At 39.2% G+C, this 22,058-nt stretch carries 19 protein-coding genes and 1 pseudogene; 14 read left to right on the plus strand and 6 right to left on the minus strand.

The window, feature by feature from the left end; translation table 11 throughout:
* Positions 1–108 precede the first annotated feature (108 nt).
* The 6 genes from BST86_RS06765 to BST86_RS06790 all read left to right on the plus strand — a co-directional run bounded on the left by BST86_RS06765 (position 109) and on the right by BST86_RS06790 (position 6,958).
* Positions 109–567, plus strand: a complete 459-nt coding sequence (locus tag BST86_RS06765; protein ID WP_055413071.1) for a MarR family winged helix-turn-helix transcriptional regulator — start codon at positions 109–111, stop codon at positions 565–567.
* A gap of 2 nt (positions 568–569) precedes the next feature.
* A complete protein-coding gene (locus BST86_RS06770; RefSeq protein WP_105982603.1) occupies positions 570–2,978 on the plus strand; it encodes a 3-hydroxyacyl-CoA dehydrogenase/enoyl-CoA hydratase family protein in 2,409 nt (802 codons plus the stop codon).
* A 61-nt stretch (positions 2,979–3,039) separates the two neighbouring features.
* The gene (locus BST86_RS06775) at positions 3,040–3,372 is read left to right on the plus strand and encodes a four helix bundle protein (RefSeq protein WP_242446483.1); all 333 of its coding nucleotides are present in this window, start codon (positions 3,040–3,042) and stop codon (positions 3,370–3,372) included.
* 40 nt (positions 3,373–3,412) lie between these two features.
* Positions 3,413–4,606, plus strand: a complete 1,194-nt coding sequence (locus tag BST86_RS06780) for an acetyl-CoA C-acyltransferase (protein WP_055413073.1) — start codon at positions 3,413–3,415, stop codon at positions 4,604–4,606.
* A gap of 137 nt (positions 4,607–4,743) precedes the next feature.
* Entirely contained in the window at positions 4,744–5,103 is a 360-nt protein-coding gene (locus tag BST86_RS06785) for a four helix bundle protein (RefSeq protein WP_105982605.1), read from the plus strand.
* A 46-nt stretch (positions 5,104–5,149) separates the two neighbouring features.
* Complete coding sequence (locus tag BST86_RS06790; protein WP_105982606.1) at positions 5,150–6,958, plus strand: acyl-CoA dehydrogenase family protein; 1,809 nt, start codon at positions 5,150–5,152, stop codon at positions 6,956–6,958.
* A 339-nt stretch (positions 6,959–7,297) separates the two neighbouring features.
* Here the strand turns inward: BST86_RS06790 and BST86_RS06795 are convergent, their stop codons facing one another.
* The 4 genes and pseudogenes from BST86_RS06795 to BST86_RS06820 form a co-directional block, all read right to left on the minus strand.
* Positions 7,298–9,919 (minus strand): TonB-dependent receptor, encoded by a 2,622-nt coding sequence (locus BST86_RS06795; RefSeq protein WP_105982607.1) that lies wholly within the window; start codon positions 9,917–9,919, stop codon positions 7,298–7,300.
* Between the two features lie 156 nt (positions 9,920–10,075).
* Entirely contained in the window at positions 10,076–10,900 is an 825-nt protein-coding gene (locus tag BST86_RS06800) for a GLPGLI family protein (RefSeq protein WP_105982608.1), read from the minus strand.
* Positions 10,901–11,341: 441 nt separating this feature from the next.
* Positions 11,342–12,187, minus strand: a pseudogene (locus BST86_RS15025) (GLPGLI family protein).
* A gap of 60 nt (positions 12,188–12,247) precedes the next feature.
* Positions 12,248–13,171 (minus strand): GLPGLI family protein, encoded by a 924-nt coding sequence (locus tag BST86_RS06820; RefSeq protein ID WP_105982612.1) that lies wholly within the window; start codon positions 13,169–13,171, stop codon positions 12,248–12,250.
* Positions 13,172–13,303: 132 nt separating this feature from the next.
* Between BST86_RS06820 and BST86_RS06825 the strand changes: the two genes are divergently transcribed.
* A complete protein-coding gene (locus tag BST86_RS06825; RefSeq protein WP_105982613.1) occupies positions 13,304–14,116 on the plus strand; it encodes a mechanosensitive ion channel family protein in 813 nt (270 codons plus the stop codon).
* A 69-nt stretch (positions 14,117–14,185) separates the two neighbouring features.
* Here BST86_RS06825 and BST86_RS06830 read toward each other — a convergent pair whose 3' ends face one another.
* The gene (locus tag BST86_RS06830) at positions 14,186–15,013 is read right to left on the minus strand and encodes a polysaccharide lyase family 7 protein (protein WP_105982614.1); all 828 of its coding nucleotides are present in this window, start codon (positions 15,011–15,013) and stop codon (positions 14,186–14,188) included.
* 211 nt (positions 15,014–15,224) lie between these two features.
* Between BST86_RS06830 and BST86_RS06835 the strand changes: the two genes are divergently transcribed.
* The 7 genes from BST86_RS06835 to crcB all read left to right on the plus strand — a co-directional run bounded on the left by BST86_RS06835 (position 15,225) and on the right by crcB (position 21,812).
* Entirely contained in the window at positions 15,225–15,893 is a 669-nt protein-coding gene (locus tag BST86_RS06835; RefSeq protein ID WP_105982615.1) for a hypothetical protein, read from the plus strand.
* Positions 15,894–15,972: 79 nt separating this feature from the next.
* Positions 15,973–17,313 carry a M28 family peptidase gene (locus tag BST86_RS06840; RefSeq protein WP_105982616.1) on the plus strand — a complete coding sequence of 447 codons (1,341 nt, stop codon included), beginning with the start codon at positions 15,973–15,975 and terminating at the stop codon, positions 17,311–17,313.
* 94 nt (positions 17,314–17,407) lie between these two features.
* Complete coding sequence (locus BST86_RS06845) at positions 17,408–17,776, plus strand: hypothetical protein (RefSeq protein WP_055413083.1); 369 nt, start codon at positions 17,408–17,410, stop codon at positions 17,774–17,776.
* Positions 17,776–19,548 carry a tetratricopeptide repeat-containing sensor histidine kinase gene (locus BST86_RS06850; protein WP_105982617.1) on the plus strand — a complete coding sequence of 591 codons (1,773 nt, stop codon included), beginning with the start codon at positions 17,776–17,778 and terminating at the stop codon, positions 19,546–19,548. The genes BST86_RS06845 and BST86_RS06850 overlap by 1 nt, the downstream gene beginning before the upstream one ends.
* The gene (locus BST86_RS06855; RefSeq protein WP_105982618.1) at positions 19,545–20,171 is read left to right on the plus strand and encodes a response regulator transcription factor; all 627 of its coding nucleotides are present in this window, start codon (positions 19,545–19,547) and stop codon (positions 20,169–20,171) included. The genes BST86_RS06850 and BST86_RS06855 overlap by 4 nt, the downstream gene beginning before the upstream one ends.
* Positions 20,172–20,418: 247 nt before the next feature.
* Positions 20,419–21,441, plus strand: a complete 1,023-nt coding sequence (locus tag BST86_RS06860) for an SRPBCC family protein (protein ID WP_105982619.1) — start codon at positions 20,419–20,421, stop codon at positions 21,439–21,441.
* Entirely contained in the window at positions 21,441–21,812 is a 372-nt protein-coding gene (gene crcB / locus BST86_RS06865; protein WP_105982620.1) for a fluoride efflux transporter CrcB, read from the plus strand. Before BST86_RS06860 ends, crcB begins: the two co-directional genes overlap by 1 nt.
* 14 nt (positions 21,813–21,826) lie before the next feature.
* On the opposite strand, the gene BST86_RS06870 is transcribed toward crcB, so the two are convergent.
* Entirely contained in the window at positions 21,827–22,027 is a 201-nt protein-coding gene (locus BST86_RS06870; protein WP_105982621.1) for a DUF1328 domain-containing protein, read from the minus strand.
* Positions 22,028–22,058: the final 31 nt, after the last annotated feature.

The following is a 22,058-nucleotide window of genomic DNA, read 5'->3' on the forward strand; positions in this document are numbered from 1 at the left end:
TTACAATTCAAGACACCATCATTTGTAAATCTTTCAATACTGGAGTGCAAATTTTAACATATTTACTATGCATGCATAGTATTTTATGTTATTTTTGATAGCAGGATTATGAAAAATAAAACGATAGATTATGTGCTGCGTTCTACATGGATGGCTGTGGCCAAAATGTACAACGAGCAAGCAAGCGTGAAGAACAGCACGATGGCTACCGGGTTTGCGCTCATTAGCATTGATCCAGATACGGGAACACCTAGCACTGCTTTAGGGCCCAAAATGGGTATGGAAGCTACTTCTCTATCCAGGACGCTCAAGTCGATGGAAGAAAAAGGACTGATAAAAAGAAGCCGCAATCCAGAAGATGGACGCAGTGTTTTGATCCACCTAACTGATTTTGGAAAGGAGATGCGTGACTTTTCTAAAAATGTCGTTAAAACCTTTGACAACGTAGTCAAGGCAGAAATTCCAGAGGAAAAATTAAGTACCTTTCTAGAGGTTGCCCAGCAGATTAACGAGCTGGTCAACAATAAAAAGGTCTACAATCAAGAACAAGCATTAGTTAAAAAATAAAAATGGGAAAACGCAGAATTAAACATGTAACCGTCATAGGTTCAGGAATTATGGGAAGCGGTATCGCTTGCCATTTTGCTAACATAGGTTGCGAGGTATTATTACTGGATATTGTTCCTAGAGAACTGACAGATAAAGAAAAAGCTCAAGGTCTAACCCTTGAAGATAAGCAAGTGCGCAACCGCATGGTGAACGACAACCTTGCCAGCGCTATAAAAAGTAAACCTGCACCACTCTATTCTCCAGAGTTTGCCAACCGAATTTCTACAGGTAATCTAGATGATGATCTTTCTAAGGTCAAGAATACAGACTGGATCATTGAAGTTGTTGTGGAACGACTGGACATTAAAAAGTCGGTTTTTGAAAAAATTGAACAGTACCGTGCTAAGGGAACTTTGATTACTTCAAATACTTCTGGTATTCCTATCAAATTTATGAACGAAGGGCGCAGTGAAGATTTCCGTAAGCATTTTGCGGTGACTCACTTTTTTAATCCGCCACGTTATTTAAAGTTATTTGAGGTGGTTCCAGGACCTGATTGTGATCCAGAGGTAACTGATTTCTTGATGCACTATGGTGAGAAATTCTTAGGGAAAACATCGGTTCTTGCTAAGGATACACCAGCGTTTATAGGAAACCGTGTCGGGATCTTCTCTATACAGAGCTTGTTCCATACGGTTAAAGAGATGGGATTGACCGTTTCTGAAGTTGATAAACTAACTGGTCCTGTAATTGGTAGACCTAAATCTGCAACATTTAGAACTGTCGATGTTGTAGGGTTAGACACATTAGTGCACGTAGCCAATGGAGTTTATGAAAACGCTCCAGAAGATGAGCATAGAGATATGTTCAAACTACCAACCTTCATCGACACGATGATGCAAAACAAATGGTTGGGTAGTAAATCTGGACAAGGTTTTTACAAGAAAGTAAAAGATAAAGATGGGAACAGCGAGATTCATGGATTGAATCTCGAGACAATGGAATATGAGCTGGAACCACGTGCGAAGTTTGCCACGCTGGAGCAGACGAAAACCATTGATAATGTACCAGATCGCTTCCCAGTTTTAATTAAAGGAAAAGATAAAGCAGGTGAATTTTATCGCAAGTCATTTGCAGCCCTGTTTGCCTACGTACAACATAGAATACCAGGAATCTCTGACGAGTTGTATCGTATTGATGATGCTATGAGCGCTGGATTTGGTTGGGAAAATGGCCCATTCGAAATTTGGGATGTCATAGGAGTTCAAAAAGGAATAGATCTCATGAAAGATCTAGGAAAAGAGCCAGCTGCCTGGGTAACTGAAATGTTAGATAAAGGTTTTGATTCGTTTTATAAAGTAAAAGATGGCGCTACCTACTACTACTCCATTCCAGATAAGGATTATGTGAAGAAGCCAGGTCAAGACAGCATTATCATTCTCGATAACATTAGACCTTCCAAAGAAATCTGGAGCAATTCTGGTGTTTCCATTCAGGATCTTGGTGATGGTATCATCAACTGTGAATTCCGTTCTAAGATGAATTCTATAGGCGGTGATGTACTTGCAGGAATCAATAAAGCCATTGATCTCGCGGAGAAAGACTACGATGGACTGGTAGTTGCTAATCAGGGAACCAATTTCTCTGTAGGTGCCAACATTGGAATGATCTTTATGATGGCCGTAGAGCAGGAATATGATGAGCTCAATATGGCAATCAAACAATTCCAGGATACGATGATGCGCATGCGCTACAGTAGTATACCAACGGTGGCTGCTCCACAGCAAATGACGTTAGGTGGTGGTTGTGAATTATCCATGCATGCAGATGCCGTAGTAGCTCACGCGGAAACCTATATAGGATTAGTTGAATTTGGAGTTGGAGTCATTCCTGGTGGTGGTGGATCTAAGGAAATGACCTTGAGAGCTGCCAAAGGATTTGGCAAAGGTGATGTAGAGCTCAACCGCTTGAGAGAATACTTCTTGACCATTGGACAGGCTAAAGTGGCAACCAGTGCCTACGAGGCTTTTGATTTAGGAATTCTGGAGCATGGAAAGGATAAAGTGGTTGTAAATGCATCACACCAGATAGCCGCTGCTAAAGCCGAAGCTAGAATGCTAGCGGATATGGGCTACACCCAACCACCACCTAACAAAAACATCAAAGTTCTTGGACAGCAAGCTTTGGGTATGTTTCTAGTAGGAACAGATGCTATGGAAGCTGGTAAATACATCAGTGAACATGACAAGAAAATTGCCAATAAACTCGCCTACGTAATGGCAGGTGGTAATTTAAGCCAGGCCCAAGAAGTCTCAGAACAATATCTTCTAGATCTTGAAAGAGAAGCCTTCTTGAGTTTGACAGGAGAACGCAAAACATTGGAACGCTTGCAACACATGTTGCAAAAAGGTAAACCATTGAGAAATTAAAAAAGAATATTGATAATGGAATATAGAGTATAGATAAATGGCTAGGCATAATTTCAGGAATTTGAAGATTTGGAAGGATGGAGTTGATTTTGTTATTTCAAGTTATTCTATCACCAACAAGTTTCCTGAAAGTGAAAAGTTTAATCTCACGAGCCAGTTAAATAGATGTGCAGTTTCAATACCTTCAAATATTGCCGAAGGTTCTGCAAAAGCAACTGATAAACATTTTAAGACCTATCTAGAAACTAGTTTGGGTTCTGCTTTTGAATGGGAAACGCAATTTATTGTTGCATTTAAGTTGAATTACGTTTCAGAAGAAATATTTAATCAAAACATAGAAGAAATTAAAAAATTACAGAGAATGATTGGAGCATTTATAGATAGGCTAACATGAGTCCATTTTCTATTCTCCATAATCTTTAATCCTGAAAAGAATGAGTAAAACAGCATATATAGTAGCCGCAAAGAGAACCGCGGTAGGAAAATCTGGTAGAGGCGTCTTTAGGTTCAAAAGACCTGATGAACTCGCTGCAGAAACCATTCAAGGAATGTTGAAAGATCTTCCTGATTTTGATAAAGGCCGTATTGATGATATGATCATTGGTAACGCAATGCCTGAAGCTGAACAAGGTTTGAACATGGCGCGCCAAATCTCACTTTTGGCATTGGATCGAGTTGACGTTCCTGGAACCACTATAAATAGATGGTGTGCCTCAGGTCTGGACGCGATAGGTGCAGCCGTAGCAAGAATACAGTCAGGAATGGCAGAATGCATCGTTGCTGGTGGTGTAGAAAGTATGAGTTACGTTCCCATGGGTGGTTACAAACCAACTCCAGATTACAAACTGGCCAAACAAGGTCATGAAGATTACTATTGGGGAATGGGTCTTACTGCCGAGGAAGTCGCTAACGAATACAACGTTTCTCGTGAGGAGCAAGATCAATTTGCATACGAGTCTCAAATGAAGGCTTTAAAAGCTCAAGAAGAAAACCGTTTCCAGGATCAGATTGTACCTATCGAGGTTGAAGAAGTCTATCTAGATGAGAATGGTAAGAAACAAACCAGAACCTACACGGTAACTAAGGATGAAGGTCCGCGTAAGGGAACAAACGTAGAAGCCCTGTCAAAATTGAGACCTGTATTTGCCGCTGGCGGTAGCGTTACAGCTGGTAATTCATCACAGACCAGTGATGGTGCAGCTTTTACGCTGGTGATGAGTGAAGAGATGGTGAACGAACTAGGTATCAAACCTATTGCCAAAATGGTAAGTTTTGCCGTTGCAGCCGTTGAACCACGTGTGATGGGAATTGCTCCCATAGTTGCGATACCTAAAGCTTTAAAGCAAGCCGGTCTTAAAAAAGAAGACATGGCATTGATCGAGTTGAACGAGGCTTTTGCGAGTCAGTCCGTAGCTGTCGTGCGTGAGTTGGATCTTAACAAAGATATCGTCAACGTCAATGGTGGTGCGATCGCATTGGGTCACCCACTAGGATGTACTGGCGCAAAATTATCAGTGCAGATTTTTGATGAAATGCGCAAGCGTGGCCATCAAGGCAAGCACTGTATGGTGACTATGTGCGTGGGAACCGGACAAGGAGCCGCTGGAATATTTGAATTTTTGAATTAAAGAAATTAGTAGTTAGACCGCTTTGCTTTCAGTACTTAGATTGACAGCTTTTTTAATGAAAGAAGAGATTGGTTTCAAATAAAAGTTTTTTGTGTGTTTCGCTTTCGCGAAAGCGTGCTAATGATAATTGAAACATCATGCATCAATTTGAGAAACTTAAGATTTGGCAGAAAGCGATGGATCTTGTTCTTGATGTGTATAAAGCTACAGAGCAATTTCCTAAAGAAGAAAAATATGGTTTGATCTCACAAATGCGAAGAAGTGCCGTCTCAATTCCGTCAAATATTGCTGAAGGTTCTGGACGCAACAGTAACCAACAGTTTAATTATTTTCTAGCTATCGCATCAGGCAGCACGTCAGAATTAATCACTCAAACGTTTCTGTCCGAAAAATTGAAATTAATCAATGAAGAAACCGCAGGAAATATCGTTGATCAATGCGTTGAGATTAGTAAAATGAATATAGCACTACAAAAATCACTAAGTAAAAAAGTCTAATTACTAAAAGCAAGCTAGGCTTGCATACTAAATACTAAATACTATTATGAGTACAGAAACAGCAGAAAAGAAAATGATCCGCGGTGGTCAGTTTATAGTAACAGAAACAGCCGCAGAAGATGTGTTCACTCCTGAAGATTTCACGGAAGAACAACAGATGATGAAGGAATCTGTCCGCGAGTTTGTGGACAAGGAAATTGTACCTCACAAAGAACGTTTTGAAAAGAAAGACTACGCACTGACTGAAGAAGTCATGCGCAAAGCTGGAGAAATGGGCTTTTTAGGTATCGCGGTACCAGAAGAATACGACGGTCTAGGAATGGGATTTGTCTCTACGATGTTAGTCTGTGACTACATCTCTGGAGCCACTGGTTCTATCGCTACTGCTTTTGGTGCGCATACAGGAATTGGAACGATGCCGATTACTTTGTACGGAACCGAAGAGCAAAAGAAAAAATACGTTCCTAAACTTGCAACTGGTGAGTGGTTTGGAGCTTATTGTTTGACCGAGCCTGGCGCAGGATCTGATGCCAACTCTGGTAAAACCAAAGCAGAACTTACCGAAGACGGTAAACACTACAAGATCAACGGTCAAAAAATGTGGATCTCTAATGCTGGTTTTTGTAATGTATTTGTGGTTTTCGCACGTATGGGCGATGATAAAAACATCACTGGATTTATCGTAGAAAACGACCCTAGCAATGGAATTTCTATGGGTGAGGAAGAGCACAAACTCGGTATTCACTCCTCTTCTACTCGTCAAGTATTTTTCAACGATACGTTAGTACCTGTGGAAAATATGTTGGCCGGTCAAGGTGAAGGTTTCAAAATCGCCATGAACGCCTTGAACGTAGGTCGTATCAAGTTAGCAGCAGCATGTCTGGATGCACAACGTCGTGTGATCTCGCTAGCTACACAGTATGCTAACGATCGTGAGCAGTTCAATACTCCTATTGCAAAGTTTGGTGCGATACGCAAGAAAATTGCAGATATGGCCTCCAACGCTTATGTGGGTGAAAGTGCTTCGTACCGTGCGGCTAAAGACATTGAAAACAGAATCCATGCAAGACAAGAAGCTGGAGAAACATTTGCTCAGTCAGAATTGAAAGGTGTTGAAGAGTTTGCTATTGAATGTTCTATTCTTAAAGTAGCCGTTTCTGAAGATATGCAGGAATGTAGCGATGAAGGAATCCAGATCTATGGTGGTATGGGCTTTAGTGCAGATGCCCCTATGGAGGCTGCCTGGAGAGATGCACGTATCTCAAGAATCTACGAAGGAACTAATGAGATCAACCGCATGCTAGCTGTTGGAATGTTAGTGAAGAAAGCTATGAAAGGTCACGTGAACCTACTAGAGCCAGCAATGGCGGTAGGTCAGGAATTGACTTCTATCCCATCATTTGATACGCCAGATTACTCTCAGCTTTTTGCTGAAGAGAAAGAAATGCTGGCCAAACTCAAGAATGTATTCTTGATGGTAGCTGGTAGCGCTGTTCAAAAATTAGGAACCGAATTGGAAAAGCACCAGCAATTATTGCTAGCAGCATCTGATATATTGATCGAGATCTATATGGCAGAAAGTGCGATCCTAAGAACAGAGAAAAACGCAAACCGCTATGGTGAAGATTCTCAAAAAGAGCAGATCGCGATGTCTAAGCTATACTTGTACAAAGCTTCCAAGATCATCCAGGCAAAAGCTGAAGAAGGAATTGCAAGCTTTGCTGAAGGTGATGAACAACGCATGATGTTGATGGGCTTAAAACGTTTCACTAAGTACGCTAACTTGCCTAACGTGATCGAGTTGAGAAACACGATCGCAGACAAAGTCACTGAAGAAAATAAGTACCCTTTCTAGGAAACTAAAACGTAGATTGATAAAATGCCTTGAATTTCTTCAAGGCATTTTTTTATAGTCATCTTTTTTTAAATTTTGAAAGTAGAATCTCAACTATAACAAGTGGTAAACTATTTATGTTGCATGGGAATCCTGTAAACCAGTATCGAGCGATAGTCGAGATATGGTTTTACTAGAATAACGACAATCATAAATCGCTCCTTCTCGACTATCGCGTTATGCTGCTTTCTTTATTCAAATAATTTCATAACTCCAGTTTCGAGCGGCAATTGAGAAGAGGATTTTTGTAAAAATGTTGTTAGATTATTTCGCTTTCGCGAAAGCGGAACTATTCAAATTCTACAAAGAGTAATTAAGCCCTATAGTAAACTGTCGTGGTCGCAGAGAAAACTGAGATTGACTGATGAAGTTGGAGCTATTTTGAACTGTAGTAAAAAAATCCTCGTTAAAAATATTGTTCATTGAGGCTCTTAGAAATAGTTTTTTGTTCGGCTTGTAGTAGTAGGAAATATTGGTCAAAGTATTGTTGTTCGTGACATCATTTGTAGATGTTGTGGAGCTTACCGATTCAAGTCCTACATTGAGTCGAGATTTTGAACTAGTGTAGAAATCGAGCTCCAGTTTATGCTTTAAAAACAAATTTGTATTTCTAAGGTTTGTCACTTTTGAAATTCCATAATTAAAACCACCATTGTAAGTGATGCCGTACCAAGTATTGTTATCTAACCCTAACTCCAGATTAATCGAATGGTTCGTATTCTTAAATTCCTGGGCATTGCCGTTAAAGAACTGTTCTCCTTCAAAATAACTAAAGGAATATCGCAAGTCCGTACGCAGGATTCTAAAGAATCTTTTAGTAAAATTACTTGAATTGGAAAACGATGTGGAATTATTCTCACGTTCAATGGCAATAGTTTGTATAAGACCATTTTTATCAATATTGCTACTAAAGGTAAAGTCTGAAGTATTATCGTTGAATCTAGTGGCGTTATTAAAGAAAAAGCCAGATAAGATATCGTCATAGTTGATAAAGAACATGGCGCTGGTAGCTCTTGTAACATTAATGGCGTCTGGATTCCTACCTAGAGAGGTGAAATCGCGTAACGCAATACCATTGTATAATTGAGAAAACCTAGAAGTGCTCAAATTGCGTGATCCAGAAAGCGAAAAATTCCATTTATAACTCAATTTATAGGACAGGCTTGCGCTGGGTTCAAAAAACAGATAATCTTCTTTTTGGTTGAGATCTGTTTGCAGGAGTTCTTCTTTGTCAAGATACAGATAAGAAATCTGTGGTGTCACTCTTAATTTAAACCTACCTATTTGATAGCTGCTCTTCAATGAAGTTGACGACTCTAGTTGATTCAGTTCAAAATCACTTGCAAAGGGAAAACTGGATTGAGAACGGTTGTTATTTGTAGACTGTTGAAATAAGTCACTCTGTAAATTCTCTGAGCTCCAACGAAGGCGTTGCTTTGCTTCCCATTTTGTTTTGCCTATAAGAAATGTAAATCCAGAATATCCACCTATATTAAAACGTTTTGTCTCAATATTTTGAGTGGTTACGTCTGGATTGATGACACTGGGAATCTGATCTGTAAAAACTGCAGGTGTGGTAAAACTTGTTTCTTTAGATTCTGAAAATTCAATAAGGAAGCCATTGTTCAAGACCTGCTCACCTATGGTTGTTTTAAACTCCAGCAAGTCAGAAAGTCTGGTGGTACTACGATCGTAGGAATAATCAATTGTTTCTCCATTCTGGATATTACTGGATAATCCATCTGTGCGTTCTGTGCTTAGTTTTATCTTATTATTGAGGTACAATCGATCTTTATTGATTTCTTGTACCAACCCTAAATAAAATAGTTCTTCCTGCAACTTATTTCTGGTCTGGCGGTTGACTTGCGTGCTGTCGTTATCGAAGAAATAGGTAGCATTTGAAAAGCGATCAATCTGATTATCACCTTTATTATAGGTTGTACCTGCTTTAAAGATCGCTTGGTCACTGCTTTTGATTAAAGCATCGTTTGTTATGGAAAATGATTCATTATCCAGCCAGTAGGAATCTGATATTGACGTACCGTTCGTATTAGGTTCAGTGAGAATATCAACATCTGGCAGCTCTAATGTCGATAGATCTGCATTTCCCTGGGTTAGGTTAGTTCCATTACTTGCAAGGGATTTACCTATATTGTTGATTTTAACGCTTGCAATATCCTGAAAGTTGTCTTCAATATATATGGGCGTACCTTCTGCAAGACCCGTTAGAAACGGTACACCAGCATCTGCCTTGGTACTGCCAAAAACCAGACTGCGATCTTTCTTGATTTTTAGATTGAAGGCTACATCGTCACTTTCCGTTCGCCCTTTATCTATACGTGCGTGATTATGTTTTTTCATAATGTCAATATCCTCTACTGCATCTGCTGGAATGCCGCGTGTAGCAATGTTATAGCGACCTTCCAACAAGTCAACGCCATTAAGATACAAATAGCTTATGGCCTTATCTTTATACTTGATCTGTCCACTATCAGAAATTTCTACACCAGGAATGCGTGCGATCACTTCTTCAATCGTATAATCCTTTTCTTTTTTAAGGCCTTCTACATTATAGGTTATGGTATCGCCTTTAACCTCAATAGTTCTTTTTGCTTTTAGTTGAACCTCTTTAAGTTGGTTTTCTTGTTTTTCAAGAATCACCGTGATGTTTTGAGAAACAGCTTTAAAGTGCAGTTGCTTTCTTGCGTGTTCTAGATGCCGGATTGTAATCCATATAGAATCCTGCGGACTTGCCTGTTTTAATTTTAGCAAAAAAACACCATTATCTGCGCTAGTCGTATATCCCAACACATTGTTTTCATCCCTATCGCTAGAGGCGATGATGGTGGCAAAGGCTACTGGTTCCTTCAAGGAATCTTTTAGGGTTCCTTTGATTTCAAATTGCTGCGCATTACTGGCCATCGTAAAACACCACAGGATGATTAAAAATAAGCTTTTGAAAAATGGTGATGTATTAGACAATGAAAGTTTGGTGCTTTTTGGTTGTACAATATAAAAAGAGTCAATGGGTTTCCATTGACTCTTTTGTAATTTGAATAAGCTTGCCTTTTTGAAAATTTACTTGTGATGGTCAATTTCAATAGGGTTTACGTCAGAAGATCCAATTGTGCTATCGGTTACTCTTCGCATTGTCTGATCTGCTTCTCCATCTACCCTTTCAATTATAGTTTTGGAGCCCGTACTGCCTATGTTTAATTTTTCACTCAAGCTAAGTTCATCATAACTTTGTTTATATTTATTAAACTCTTTACGTTCCATTATAATTCTCTGATCCTCTGGTTTGTAATGATTGAATTTATAAATCCTATCTATGTCACGCTTGCGCATTTTAAAAAACTCAAAATCGTATGAGTTGGTTGAATCTGTAATTTTCATAATTAAGCCTGGTAGGCCTTTAAATTTATAAGGACCAGCATTCACAGGGATTTCAAGAGTGTACCAAGCTTCCCATTTGCGACCACCATAATTTACTATCGCATTTTTACACTGAAAGCCCTTTATTTCTTTATTCTTATTACCTAATTGCCATTTTAAGTTAATAGATTCAGAATATTGATATTCCTCACTACCCACTTTTTCATTAAAAACTAGGTTCTTATCGTCGAATAAAATTGAAAATTTGTTAAAAGAAAAATACTCATTAGTATTTGTAGGAATTGCTATATTTTTTTCTCTTAACGTATCAGATTCTCTCTCATTATAAGTTTGAAATATAGATTTATCATCTTTCACAAGCAAATTAAAATATTCTTTCAAACTGTTAGACTGAGAATGTCTATCATTAAAAGTTAACAGGTACGCTACACTAATGGATGTTTGATCAGAATTTTGACCAAAAATAAATGTTGTACATAAAAACGAAAATACTAACAAGTATTTCATAAAAAACAATTTAATTATTAAATACTTCCTGGTTCGTCAATGAATGGTGATTCACTAAAGCTGGCGCATCTCCTATTTAGATCTTCTGCAATAGCATCTGCTTGTTCTGGGGTAGGTTTATATGGTGGACTAGTATAAAGACCTACATGATACCTTACTGAATAACACCCACTAGCGCCACATCCAGCAAAGATAAAGGTAGAATTGTCCGGGCAACCGACTTCGATTAGCTCCTGATTTACTTTAGCTTTTAAATCCCCATTAGTGAATATTTCAGCGTAAGCTGAAGTTGATGCTACTACAAACAACAAAATAATAAAACTTTTTTCATAATTAAAAGGTTTTTAAGATTAGTATTGTTTAAAACTGAAAAAAAAAACGACACATCCTAATTTTATTAAAACTATAATTTATGAATTGATAGATCTGATATCAATTATTTTACTGTTCCATATAAACCCGCTTCCCTTCTAATCGTTTATTAAACTTTCTTTGCTTGGTAAGATCTTCACCACTGGAGTTAATGATACTAATAGTACTAGTACTACCATAGTTTAATTTTTCAACGATAGACAACTGATCAAATGCGCGCTTGAGTTTGTTAAATTCTTTCTGTGTGACTTTTTCGGCCTTATCAAATTTTGTCGCGGGAGATGCGTTAAGGAATTCCGTTGACTGTATTTTTTTCAATCCAACGATCTCAAAGGAAAAATCATTAGTCGCATCGTGTATTGAAAGTATAAGTCCTGGCAACCCTTTAAATTTATAGGGTCCAGCATTATAGGGTAATTCTGGCGCGTACCAAGCGGTTCAGGCTCTACCACCATATGATACTGTTGCACTTTTACAAGAATATCCCAAAATATTCCTTGATGCTCCTGTTAATTGCCATTCCATCAATGGAATTTCTTCATAACGGTAGACGGTGTGAATACCTAACGGACTGTAATAGCCTAGTTTCTCTGGGTCGGCATGAATGCGATAAAGATTATCCGTTTTTTGGTTGGCTTGTAGGAGAATGTCCGCTTCTTCTTCTGTCGTGGGTAAGTGAGTGCCATTCTTTTTGATAATGGAGTCAGACTTGTATTGGAAATTTTCCATAAAGCTGGTGCGCATACCTTGAATAAGCAAACGCATTGTTTCATGCTTATGTAGGGTATCAGATTCTAATAACTTGTAACTGTGGTCATAAGTCACTTGAAGAATTTCTGATGTATTGTTTTTCTGAGCAATACCGATTGCTACAGCAAAAAGTATAAATATTGTAGAGAAAAACGACTGGTACATCAGGCCAAGATTTTTTTAGAACAGATTTAAATTCGATCCATAGAGAAATTTAGTATTGATTTATTCATGATCGACCTCAATAAAGAGTCGCCTTTTTTCAGGTGCTTGATCTAATTCTCTCAAATCCTCTTCATTACCATCTTTGTCCCACATTTGGGTAACGACGATTCTAGAACCATCTGTTCTGCCAAAATTCATTTTTTCATTAAAACTAAGACCTTCATAAGAAGCCTGAATCTTGTTAAACTCTTCTCGCGTTGTCTTAACTAATTCATTTTTTGACTTAGAATGAAAAGCGTACTGTAATGGGACTTTCTTTTTACTCCCCATGGCGGCGGCTTCAAAATCAAAATTGCCGGTATCGTCTGTAGCTTTTAAAATCAATCCTGGTAAACCTTTAAATTTATAAGGTCCTGCATTGAAAGGCAAATCTGGGGCATACCAGACTTCCCATTGCCTACCGCCATAAGACACACGGGCATTCTTACAGGTGTAACCCATAATTTCCTTGGTATCACTTCCCAACTGCCAATCCAGATTCAGTGTTTCTTCATAAACGTATGCATCCATTCCCAATTTAGAATTGAAGGTCACTTCCATACCATTTGTATAAATATTGTACTTGTTGAACGATTTATACTTGCGGTTGTTTTCTATCCTCTTTGGATCATTTACATCCGTATAGGTAGTTGTGGCTTTGATCGTATCCATCTTACGCAAATTGTAGGATTGAAAACTTGTTTCACTACCATCCACGATCAAGTTCATATTTTCCTGCATGGGTTGAACATCAGATTCATTTATTTTAAAAGAATAAAGATATGCGACGGCTGTAATGGCGGTCTGCTTGTCTGCTTTTTGAGCATAAACTGCACTAGAAGTAATTATGAATACTGCTAAGATTCTAAATATCATCGATCGCATCATTTGAATAATATCTTGTTCTGATTTAAAAATAGGGCTTAAGTTTAGTATAGTCTCCATCAAGCCGTAAAATGTTTGTGGTCATCACGCTTTCGCGAAAGCGGAACTCAATCCATTACTCATCTACCCTTAACAAATTCCTAAGGAGATTTGATCCTTAACGCAATACATTTGCAAAAATTAAAAGTTTAGATGGAAGATTTTAAATTAGAGAATGTTATTGCTCTAGTGCTGGAATATGGTATTCCTGTGTTCAAAGCTATTGCTTTATATATTATAGGTGCATGGCTCATTAGTAGAGCTATCAAAGTAACGAGTAAAATCATGGCAAAGCGTGAGTATGAAATCACGCTTCAAAAGTTTCTCTTGAACATCATTCGTTGGGTTCTTTGGATTTTATTGATTGTTGCCATTGTAGGAACTCTAGGTATAGAAACCAGTGGTTTTGCCGCCGCTCTTGCCGCGATGGGTCTTGCAATAGGTCTTGCCCTGCAGGGATCGCTTTCCAATTTTGCCGGTGGCGTGTTGCTATTGCTTTTCAAGCCTTTCAAAGTAGGTGACACGGTTGAGGCACAAGGCATCACGGGTACGATTCAAGAAATTGACATTTTACAAACTAAGGTGTTGATGTTTAACCGTAAAACGGCCATCATCCCTAATGGTCCATTACTCAACGGTAACATTATCAACTTTGATGCTTCGGGAATCTTGAGAGTGGAAACTGAAATAGGTGTAAGCTATGATGCTGACATACCCAAAACTATTGAAGCGCTTAGAAAACTAGCGACAGACCATCCATTGACGTTGGAAGATCCAGCACCTATTGTAGAAGTAGTTACGAATGCTGATAGCAGCATTAATATTTTGGTAAGACCATACACCTTAACCGCAGACCACTGGCCGGTGTATTTCTATCTACAGAAAAACTTTAAACAAACGCTAGATGCGATAGGTGTCGAGATACCTTATCCTCATCACGTGGAGATTCGCAAAACAGCCGATTAAAATTCACCTGTTTTGAATCCATAAAATCCAGCTTGGCATATCAGGCTGGATTTTTTGTTTCAGGATCGCTTAGTAGTAGTAACTAAGACTTTGATACCTAACTATCGGGATAGAACCACTTTCTTGTAAATAGGCTCCTGTTTTAAAATAAAAATCACCGTCCTTTTCCAACCATTTGTTGCTCACGGTATAGGTTTTGGAATTGGATTTTCCGGTGGTGATGTTTTTCAAATACACGTGAACCTGATTGCCGGACTCCATGATTTCCAGTTTACAATATAATTCATGACCATCCTGAAAGTTCATCATAAAATCATTGATGGATTTTCCTGCACCTTTGACATAGGTATCGGTAACCACCACGCGTACATCCTTTGCTCCTGTATATTCCACACGTAGCAAGGGCCGTTCCACGCCACTAGCATCACTGTGTATTTGCGCCATGGTGACTCCTTTTGTAGTACTGCCAATAGGTAGATTCTGGAAGCTGGCCTGCAGCCTCATAATGCTTTGATCGTTTAGACTTAAATCCTTTTCTTGTCTAAATTCAATACGGTCTTTGGCTTGATCTGTGGCGGTGAGCACCATCAAATTATCGCACGTGGTAAAAAATAACGGGTTACAAAATTCCTCTGCCTTTTTGTATTCAATTTTCTCGGTGCCTGCATTGGTATAGCGTTGTAGCTTGGAATCCTTTAAGGCATTTGCAAATTGGGACAAGGTTCCTGGTACGGTGTTACATGAAGTGCAGGGTTCATTAGAAAGAATACTGGCAGGTATAGGTGGTAACATATAGGCAGACTCTGCATCTTGTGCGTTTTGGTCTACACCATTTATTTTTGGCGAACATGCGGTAAGAATAAATACTCCTAATAGCGAAAATAGATGAAGTTTCATAAGGTTTTAAATAATGGCAATCAATTAGATAACTTAGATAATTAGGTAGGGTTGAACACGGAAAACCGAAAGTCATTTGAAAGCTAATCAATTTTAAAATCATCTCACCCTATTTATTTCCCGGCTTAAAAGAGTTTTCTCCTATTCTTTAAGGTCGTTTTAGCAGGACATTCAGCAGACACATTCTACCTTTCCATAAAACTGAGAAGTCATGAAATACCAAGTTACCATTGAGGACATCGACTCCATTGACGAGATAGAAAATAAATGGAACCACGATGATTATGTGAATTTGTTGGAGTTATTTGAATTTGGTGACACTGGCGACGCCACGGATCAGGACCTGAAGGAGTTGTTATACCTGGCAATATCTGAATATGAACCTCAAGAAGCGGCAGAAATCGTTTTGAGATATAAGTTTCAAGATGAATTAAATGACGGCCAGTATGAACAGATCTCTAACGATATGCTCAAGGAAAACGTAGCCGAAAAACATTCTGACATCTCCTTGCACAGCAGGTTGTTTGACGTTAATGTATTTCTGTACAAAGCCTATAACGGTAAATTCCCGCACGCCAAAGCCAGTGTGATCCAGTTTAGTGCTGTATCAGACGCACCGGTGGATTATGAAATCGATAAGGCTGCGGCGCTGCGATTATTGAGTCCAGGAATCAATAGTCACGCGATCCTTCAGCGGCTTTTCAAAGACCAGATTAGTGGAGAGGTCGCTTTTGAAGAGGCTAACGATATCGTGTGGTATTTCAAAAAACTTTCTGACCAGAAGTACGAATTGATCACTTCAGATTATTGGATCAATAAAGACGACATCATCGCCAGCTCATTTGAAGCCCAGTTGGATATGGATGAAGCTGAAGATTAAAACCTATTATGAAATAAAGATTGTTCTTGAGTTCGCTTTCGCGAAAGCGTAACAACCAGTATCTTTAAAACAAAAAAACATGCGTTTAATTACCTTATTATTCCTTTTTGCAACCAGCGTAGCTTTTGCCCAAGTACCATCAGAACATCAACAGGACTTGTACAACATTATTGATGAAGTGAGCGCAGAGCGCATCGAGAGCGATGTGCGTACCCTAGCGGGATTTGGTACTCGCAACACCTTTTCTGACACCATAAGCGACACGCGAGGTATAGGTGCCGCCAGACGATGGATCAAAGCAGAATTTGATAAAATCAGCAGTGAATGTGGCGGTTGTCTGGAAGTCTTCTACCAGAAGGACCTTGTGACTAAAGAAATGAGCAACCGTATTCCCATGGATACTTATGTGGTCAATGTTATTGCCATCCAGCGAGGCTCCACAAATCCCAATGATTTTGTGATGATGAGCGGTGATATTGATTCCCGCAACAGCGATGGCTCTGATTATACTAAGGATGCTCCTGGAGCAAACGACAACGCTAGTGGTATGGCAGGAACGATTGAGGCCGCGCGAGTGCTGAGCAAGCGCAAGTTTAGAAACTCCATCGTTTATGTAGGATTGAGTGGTGAGGAACAAGGATTGTTTGGCGGGAAAGGTTTTGCAGAGTATGCCCAGAAAAATGAATGGAACGTGATCGGTTTCTTGAACAATGACATGATAGGAAATATTGAAGGTGTTGATGGCGTGATTGACAATCGTGAATTTAGAATTTTCTCTGAGCCTACAGACCCAACTGAAACCGAGCGCGAGCGCAACGGTCGCCGTTTTTATGGTGGCGAGGTGGATGGTATCTCACGACAACTGGCCAGATACATTTACAAATCAGTAAATACATATATGCCAGAGATGCATCCTATGATGGTATATCGATTGGATCGTTTTGGCCGCGGTGGACACCACAGACCATTTAACGACCTGGGATTTGCAGGAGTTCGCATCATGGAAGCGCATGAAAACTATACCCAGCAACATCAAGACATACGTGTAGAAGATGGCATCGCTTATGGTGACGTAGTAGAACATGTGAACTTCCCATATGCGAGAAAATTGACAGCCGTCAATGCTATCAATTTGGCACAATTAGCTTGGGCTCCTACCCGACCTATGAATGTAAAAATAGGCGGAATCGTAGAGGCAAATGCAAAACTACAATGGGACGCGGTAGATGGCGCCGTAGGATACAAGGTGTACTGGCGTGATACCACGAGTCCAACTTGGGATAACTCACGATATGTAGGTAATATGACCTCTTTTGAGCTGGAAGAAATCGTGATCGACAATTCCTTTTTTGGAGTAGCTGCCGTAGGTGCAGATGGCGTTGAAAGTGTCGTGTCGTTCCCATCGGGAATCATGAGATAGTCAGAACAGCAATTAAAAAAAATACCCAATAATGGGTATTTTTTTTTGCCTAATTTCAAGGCATATTTGAACCCAACCGTAAAAACCACCCATAATGTCTGAATCAAACCCCTTTCAATCCTTAGTTATTGTTTCTCAAGATACATGTTTTAAACCCGTTTGCCTTTGCGATACTGCTGGTTTACAGCTTTGGGCATTTTTTGAATGGAGTGATAAATTTTCACTTAGTGAAGTTGTGTTTTGTCAGCTTAATGGAGACAAACAAGTAGGAGAAGCCAATTTCACTAAAGATGGCAAATTCCATATCAAATTGGTTAAAGGTGCCAAACCTCTCAAGAAATTTAATCTTAGTAAAAAATTAGTGAAGGATCACGAATATCCAACAACGATAGATCTAAATGAAAAAGATGGGCTTGAAGAACCTATTATTAATGGTAGAGTCATCATAAGAGATAAACCTTAATGGTTAAAGGAATACTTTACAGTGTTTTTTTATTGCTTTTTTCTCTGCAAGTTTCTAGTCAATCGAATCTACTGGATGCCATCCAAGAGAAACATGACATAGGCGCATATAAAAAAGCAAGGGAAATTTTATTGAAGGTCGATACCACCAGTTTCACAAGATTGGAAAAAAGTCGATTCTTTTTTGTCCATGCCGTTTCGCATATCAATATTGAAGGTGAAATGCAAGAGACCTACAAAACTCTTCTAAAGGCTAAAAAATTGGTCGGTAAAAAAGACTTAGCCTTGTTATTTGAAATTAACGATGAGCTGATCTATTCTCAATACTCGCTGGTACAAGTAGAGAGTACGGCAAATGAATTGATGGATGAAAATTGCCTAATCGCTCAAAAAACGCAAGATCCAGATCAATTGATAGGGTGTAACTCTTATCGTTATATGCAAATAGCTCAAGATGATCCTTTGGCCTATGAAAAAAAACTAAAATTATTACATTATTCAAGAGTGATTGCTGCTAAAGCAAACCTCTACAGAATAGCAGGCAATACGATATTCAATATAGCTGCAACACATGAATTTGGACAACAATATGATTCTGCTTTATTCTACTATGAGAAGTCAAAATCTTTTATTGAGAATAAAAATTATATTCCAACGACCATTGTGTATTATTCGAATCTAGGTTATACCTATATTCAACTTAAACGTTATGATGAGGCTATAGAATCCCTACGTAAAGCGCTGGAACTTTCTGAATCACAAGATTTAAAACCCTACAAGTCAAAGATTCTTATGAATCTGGGAACGGCTTATGTAGAATCGGGTGATTTTGAAAAAAGTAGTAAGATATTTGAGCAGGTGATTGCTTATTCCAATGAAAAAAATGAGAACAATCGTTTTAATGCATTACAAGAACTAGAAGCAAAATACCAAGTCCAAGAACGCAAACTTGAAAATGCAGAATTAAGCGCCGACAATGAGCGTCAAAAAACGATGATTATTTCCATTGCAGGAAGTATGTTCGTGTTATTTCTTGGTGGTCTGTTTGTATATAAAAACCAAGACAAGAAACGACGACTTGCCCTACAGGAAATTGAAATCGAGCGCCAGCGTGCGGACAACTTAATGAAAAACCAAGAATTGGCTACCATCGACGCCATGATCGCTGGTCAGGAAAAAGAGCGCAAAAAATTGGCAAGCGAGCTGCATGATGATTTGGGCAGTTCTTTGACGACAATCAGGCTCTACTTTGAAAACCTAAAAAATCATTTTAAAGAAGACACCTCAAAAGAGATTTATACCAGGACCGATAAGTTATTGGAAGAAACCTATGCCACCATTCGCAGTATGTCACACAGCAGGCATAACGGTGTGCTGGCCAGTAAAGGTCTAATCCCAACGGTTCAAAAACTGGCACAAAACCTTACGGATACCGGTAAAATAAAAGTAAGCGTTTACAGTCATGATATGGACCGTACTATTGAGAACTCGCTGGAGCTCAACATATTTAGAATGATCCAGGAGCTGCTCAGCAACGTGGTAAAACATGCCGGTGCTAGTGTGGCAGCCGTGAACATCATAGGTTCCAAAAAAAGCATTAACCTCATGGTAGAAGATAATGGAAAAGGGTTTGAAGCCAAGATCAATCAAAAAGCAGATGGAATGGGATTGTACAGTATTGAAAAAAGAGTAGAAGAAATGGATGGTACGATGGATATTGATTCTAGTGCCGGTCATGGAACCACCATAACCATTGAAATTCCCATCATATGATACAGCTTATTATCGTAGAGGATCATGAATCACTCATTGATGGATTGAAACTTTTGTTTGCAAACGATCCAGATATTGAAGTAGTCGCCACCGCTCAAGATGGCGTTGAGCTTATCAAGCTTATGGAGCATAAGAAGGCTCACGTGATCCTGACAGACATCAGCATGCCCAGAATGAATGGCGTCGAGGTATGCACAAAAGTAAAAGAGATCAATTCCAGTATCAAGGTAATTGCCTTTACCATGTTTGATGATGATCAAGCCGTAAGGGACATGATCAACGCCGGCGCAGATGGTTATATTCTCAAAATCAGACCTCTATCAGTCGTCAGGGAAGCCATCATGAGCGTGATGCAGGGAAACACCTATATGGATAGCGCGATTACCATCATGCCGTCTACCTATACATCCAGCAGCCATGCCGAGGATATACTATCAAGCACAGAACGTGAGATTTTAAAACTGATTGCTGCAGGCCATCAATCCTCACAAATTGCCGAAATACGTCACTGCGCCGTGGGAACCGTTCACAAGCACCGCAAGAACATGATCCAGAAACTGGGCTTGCAAGGCAAAGGTGAATTGATGCGATATGCATTGCAAAAGCATAACCATTATAAATAGGCTATTAGAGAGTTCGCTTTCGCGAAAGCGAACTATTTCTAAACATTTTAACAAAAAGTACCCTTTATTGGGTATTCTCTGGCCTTTCCTCAAGTCCTAATTTTACTCATAAGAAAGTAAATAAGAAAAAGGGGAAAGGAATTGGAGACAATTCCTTATAACTACCAGACTCCATGTCTGGTAGTTTTTTTTTGTTTGAAGCTCGCTTGAATTTAATTGTATATTTGGTTGTAAATCAACTGTAGCAATGAAATCCCTCAAATATATCTTCATTTTACTGCTTGTAGTCATCATCGCAGGCGCTGTATACTTCTCATTACAAGACGGTCGTTATGATGTGAGTAAAACTGCCGTTATTGAAGCCCCTAAAAGCCTGGTGTACGAACAGCTATCTGATTTCAAAAAATGGGAAAACTGGGATGCTTATCAGGATCAAGAAGATACCAACGTTACCTACAGCGATCAGACTGCCGGCGTGGATGGCTCCTATTCTTTTACAGACGAGAACGGTACTGGAACCGTGACGATTACCAGACTTGATCCCAATAAATCCATGGAAATGGAGATGGTCTATGAGCATAGTCTAGGCGCTTCAAAAGCTACTATTGATTACCAAATCGTAGAAGTTGAGAACGGTTCAAAAGTGACGATGCGCGCCCAAGGCGATCAATCACTCGTAGAAAAGGTATATACTAAAATCACGGGAACTGATATGGAGCAGGAATTAGGTGACATGTACGATGAGAGCCTGGCCAATCTAGATACCTACCTCCAAAAGGAAATGGATGAGTACACCATCAGTCCCGACGGATTGATCGATTATGGTGGCGGTTATTATTTATACATGTCCACAAGTAGTAGGTTGGATAATTTTTCCAAGCTGCAATCACAGATCCTACAAAAGATCAGAAGTTATATGCAAGCCAATAACATAGATAGTTATGGTGCACCTATGGTGATCTATGAGAAGTTTGATGAAACCAGAGAAAATGTCATCTTCTCTGCGGGAATACCTGTAAAGGACCGCATAATCACTGCGGTGAATTCTACCATACTATGCGGTTTTCAGGAGCCAGGACGAGCTGTAAAGGTGACCCTTAAAGGTGCCTACAAATATTTACCAGAAGCATGGCAGGTAGGTGAAGGTTTTATTACCGTCAACGGCCTTGAAAGATCTGAACAGCCACCATTTGAATTCTACAAAACAGACTCCTACAAGGTGGTAAATCCAGCAGAGTATCTTACGGAGATCTATTTACCAGTACTCTAATGCTTAAAAGTTTATTGTTTGTTTTTATAGGTGGCGGTTTAGGCAGCTGTCTGCGGTTTGCCTTTTCCATCTGGTTAAATTCTGACAGTATCAAATGGATTCCAACACTTACGGTAAATGTGCTAGGATGTTTGATTTTGGGAAGTGTGCTAGCTCTAAATGATAAAAGCCAGCTGTCAGAATCTTCATTCCTACTGCTGGCTGTTGGTTTTTGTGGTGGTCTAACCACTTTTAGTACCTTTTCTGCAGAGTTGTATTTCCTATTGAAGCAAACGGCTTACCTGCAAGCGGCCCTATATTTTATGGCGAGTACCCTATTAGGTATTACTGCCATAATGATCTCTTATCAATGGATCAAGTCCATCGCTTAAGAGATGTGATTTAGTTATCGTACTCTGATACGTTGACGAATGCGTTTTCCTTTTTCTGATTGAAATAAGAATTTGCCCAATAGTAATATCACGGCAATATCTGCTGTTACCAGAAACAAGATTCTTAAGAAAGACGTAGCTGCAAAGTCCACAGTAAAACCTATGATACCGCTCAAAGTAGCTACAATGGCAAGGATGAGTATAAATTTATTCATAATGCGCTTTTTTTATGCATTACAAAATTGC

This window comes from Nonlabens agnitus (assembly GCF_002994045.1).
In the GTDB taxonomy this organism is placed as follows: Bacteria; Bacteroidota; Bacteroidia; order Flavobacteriales; family Flavobacteriaceae; genus Nonlabens; species Nonlabens agnitus.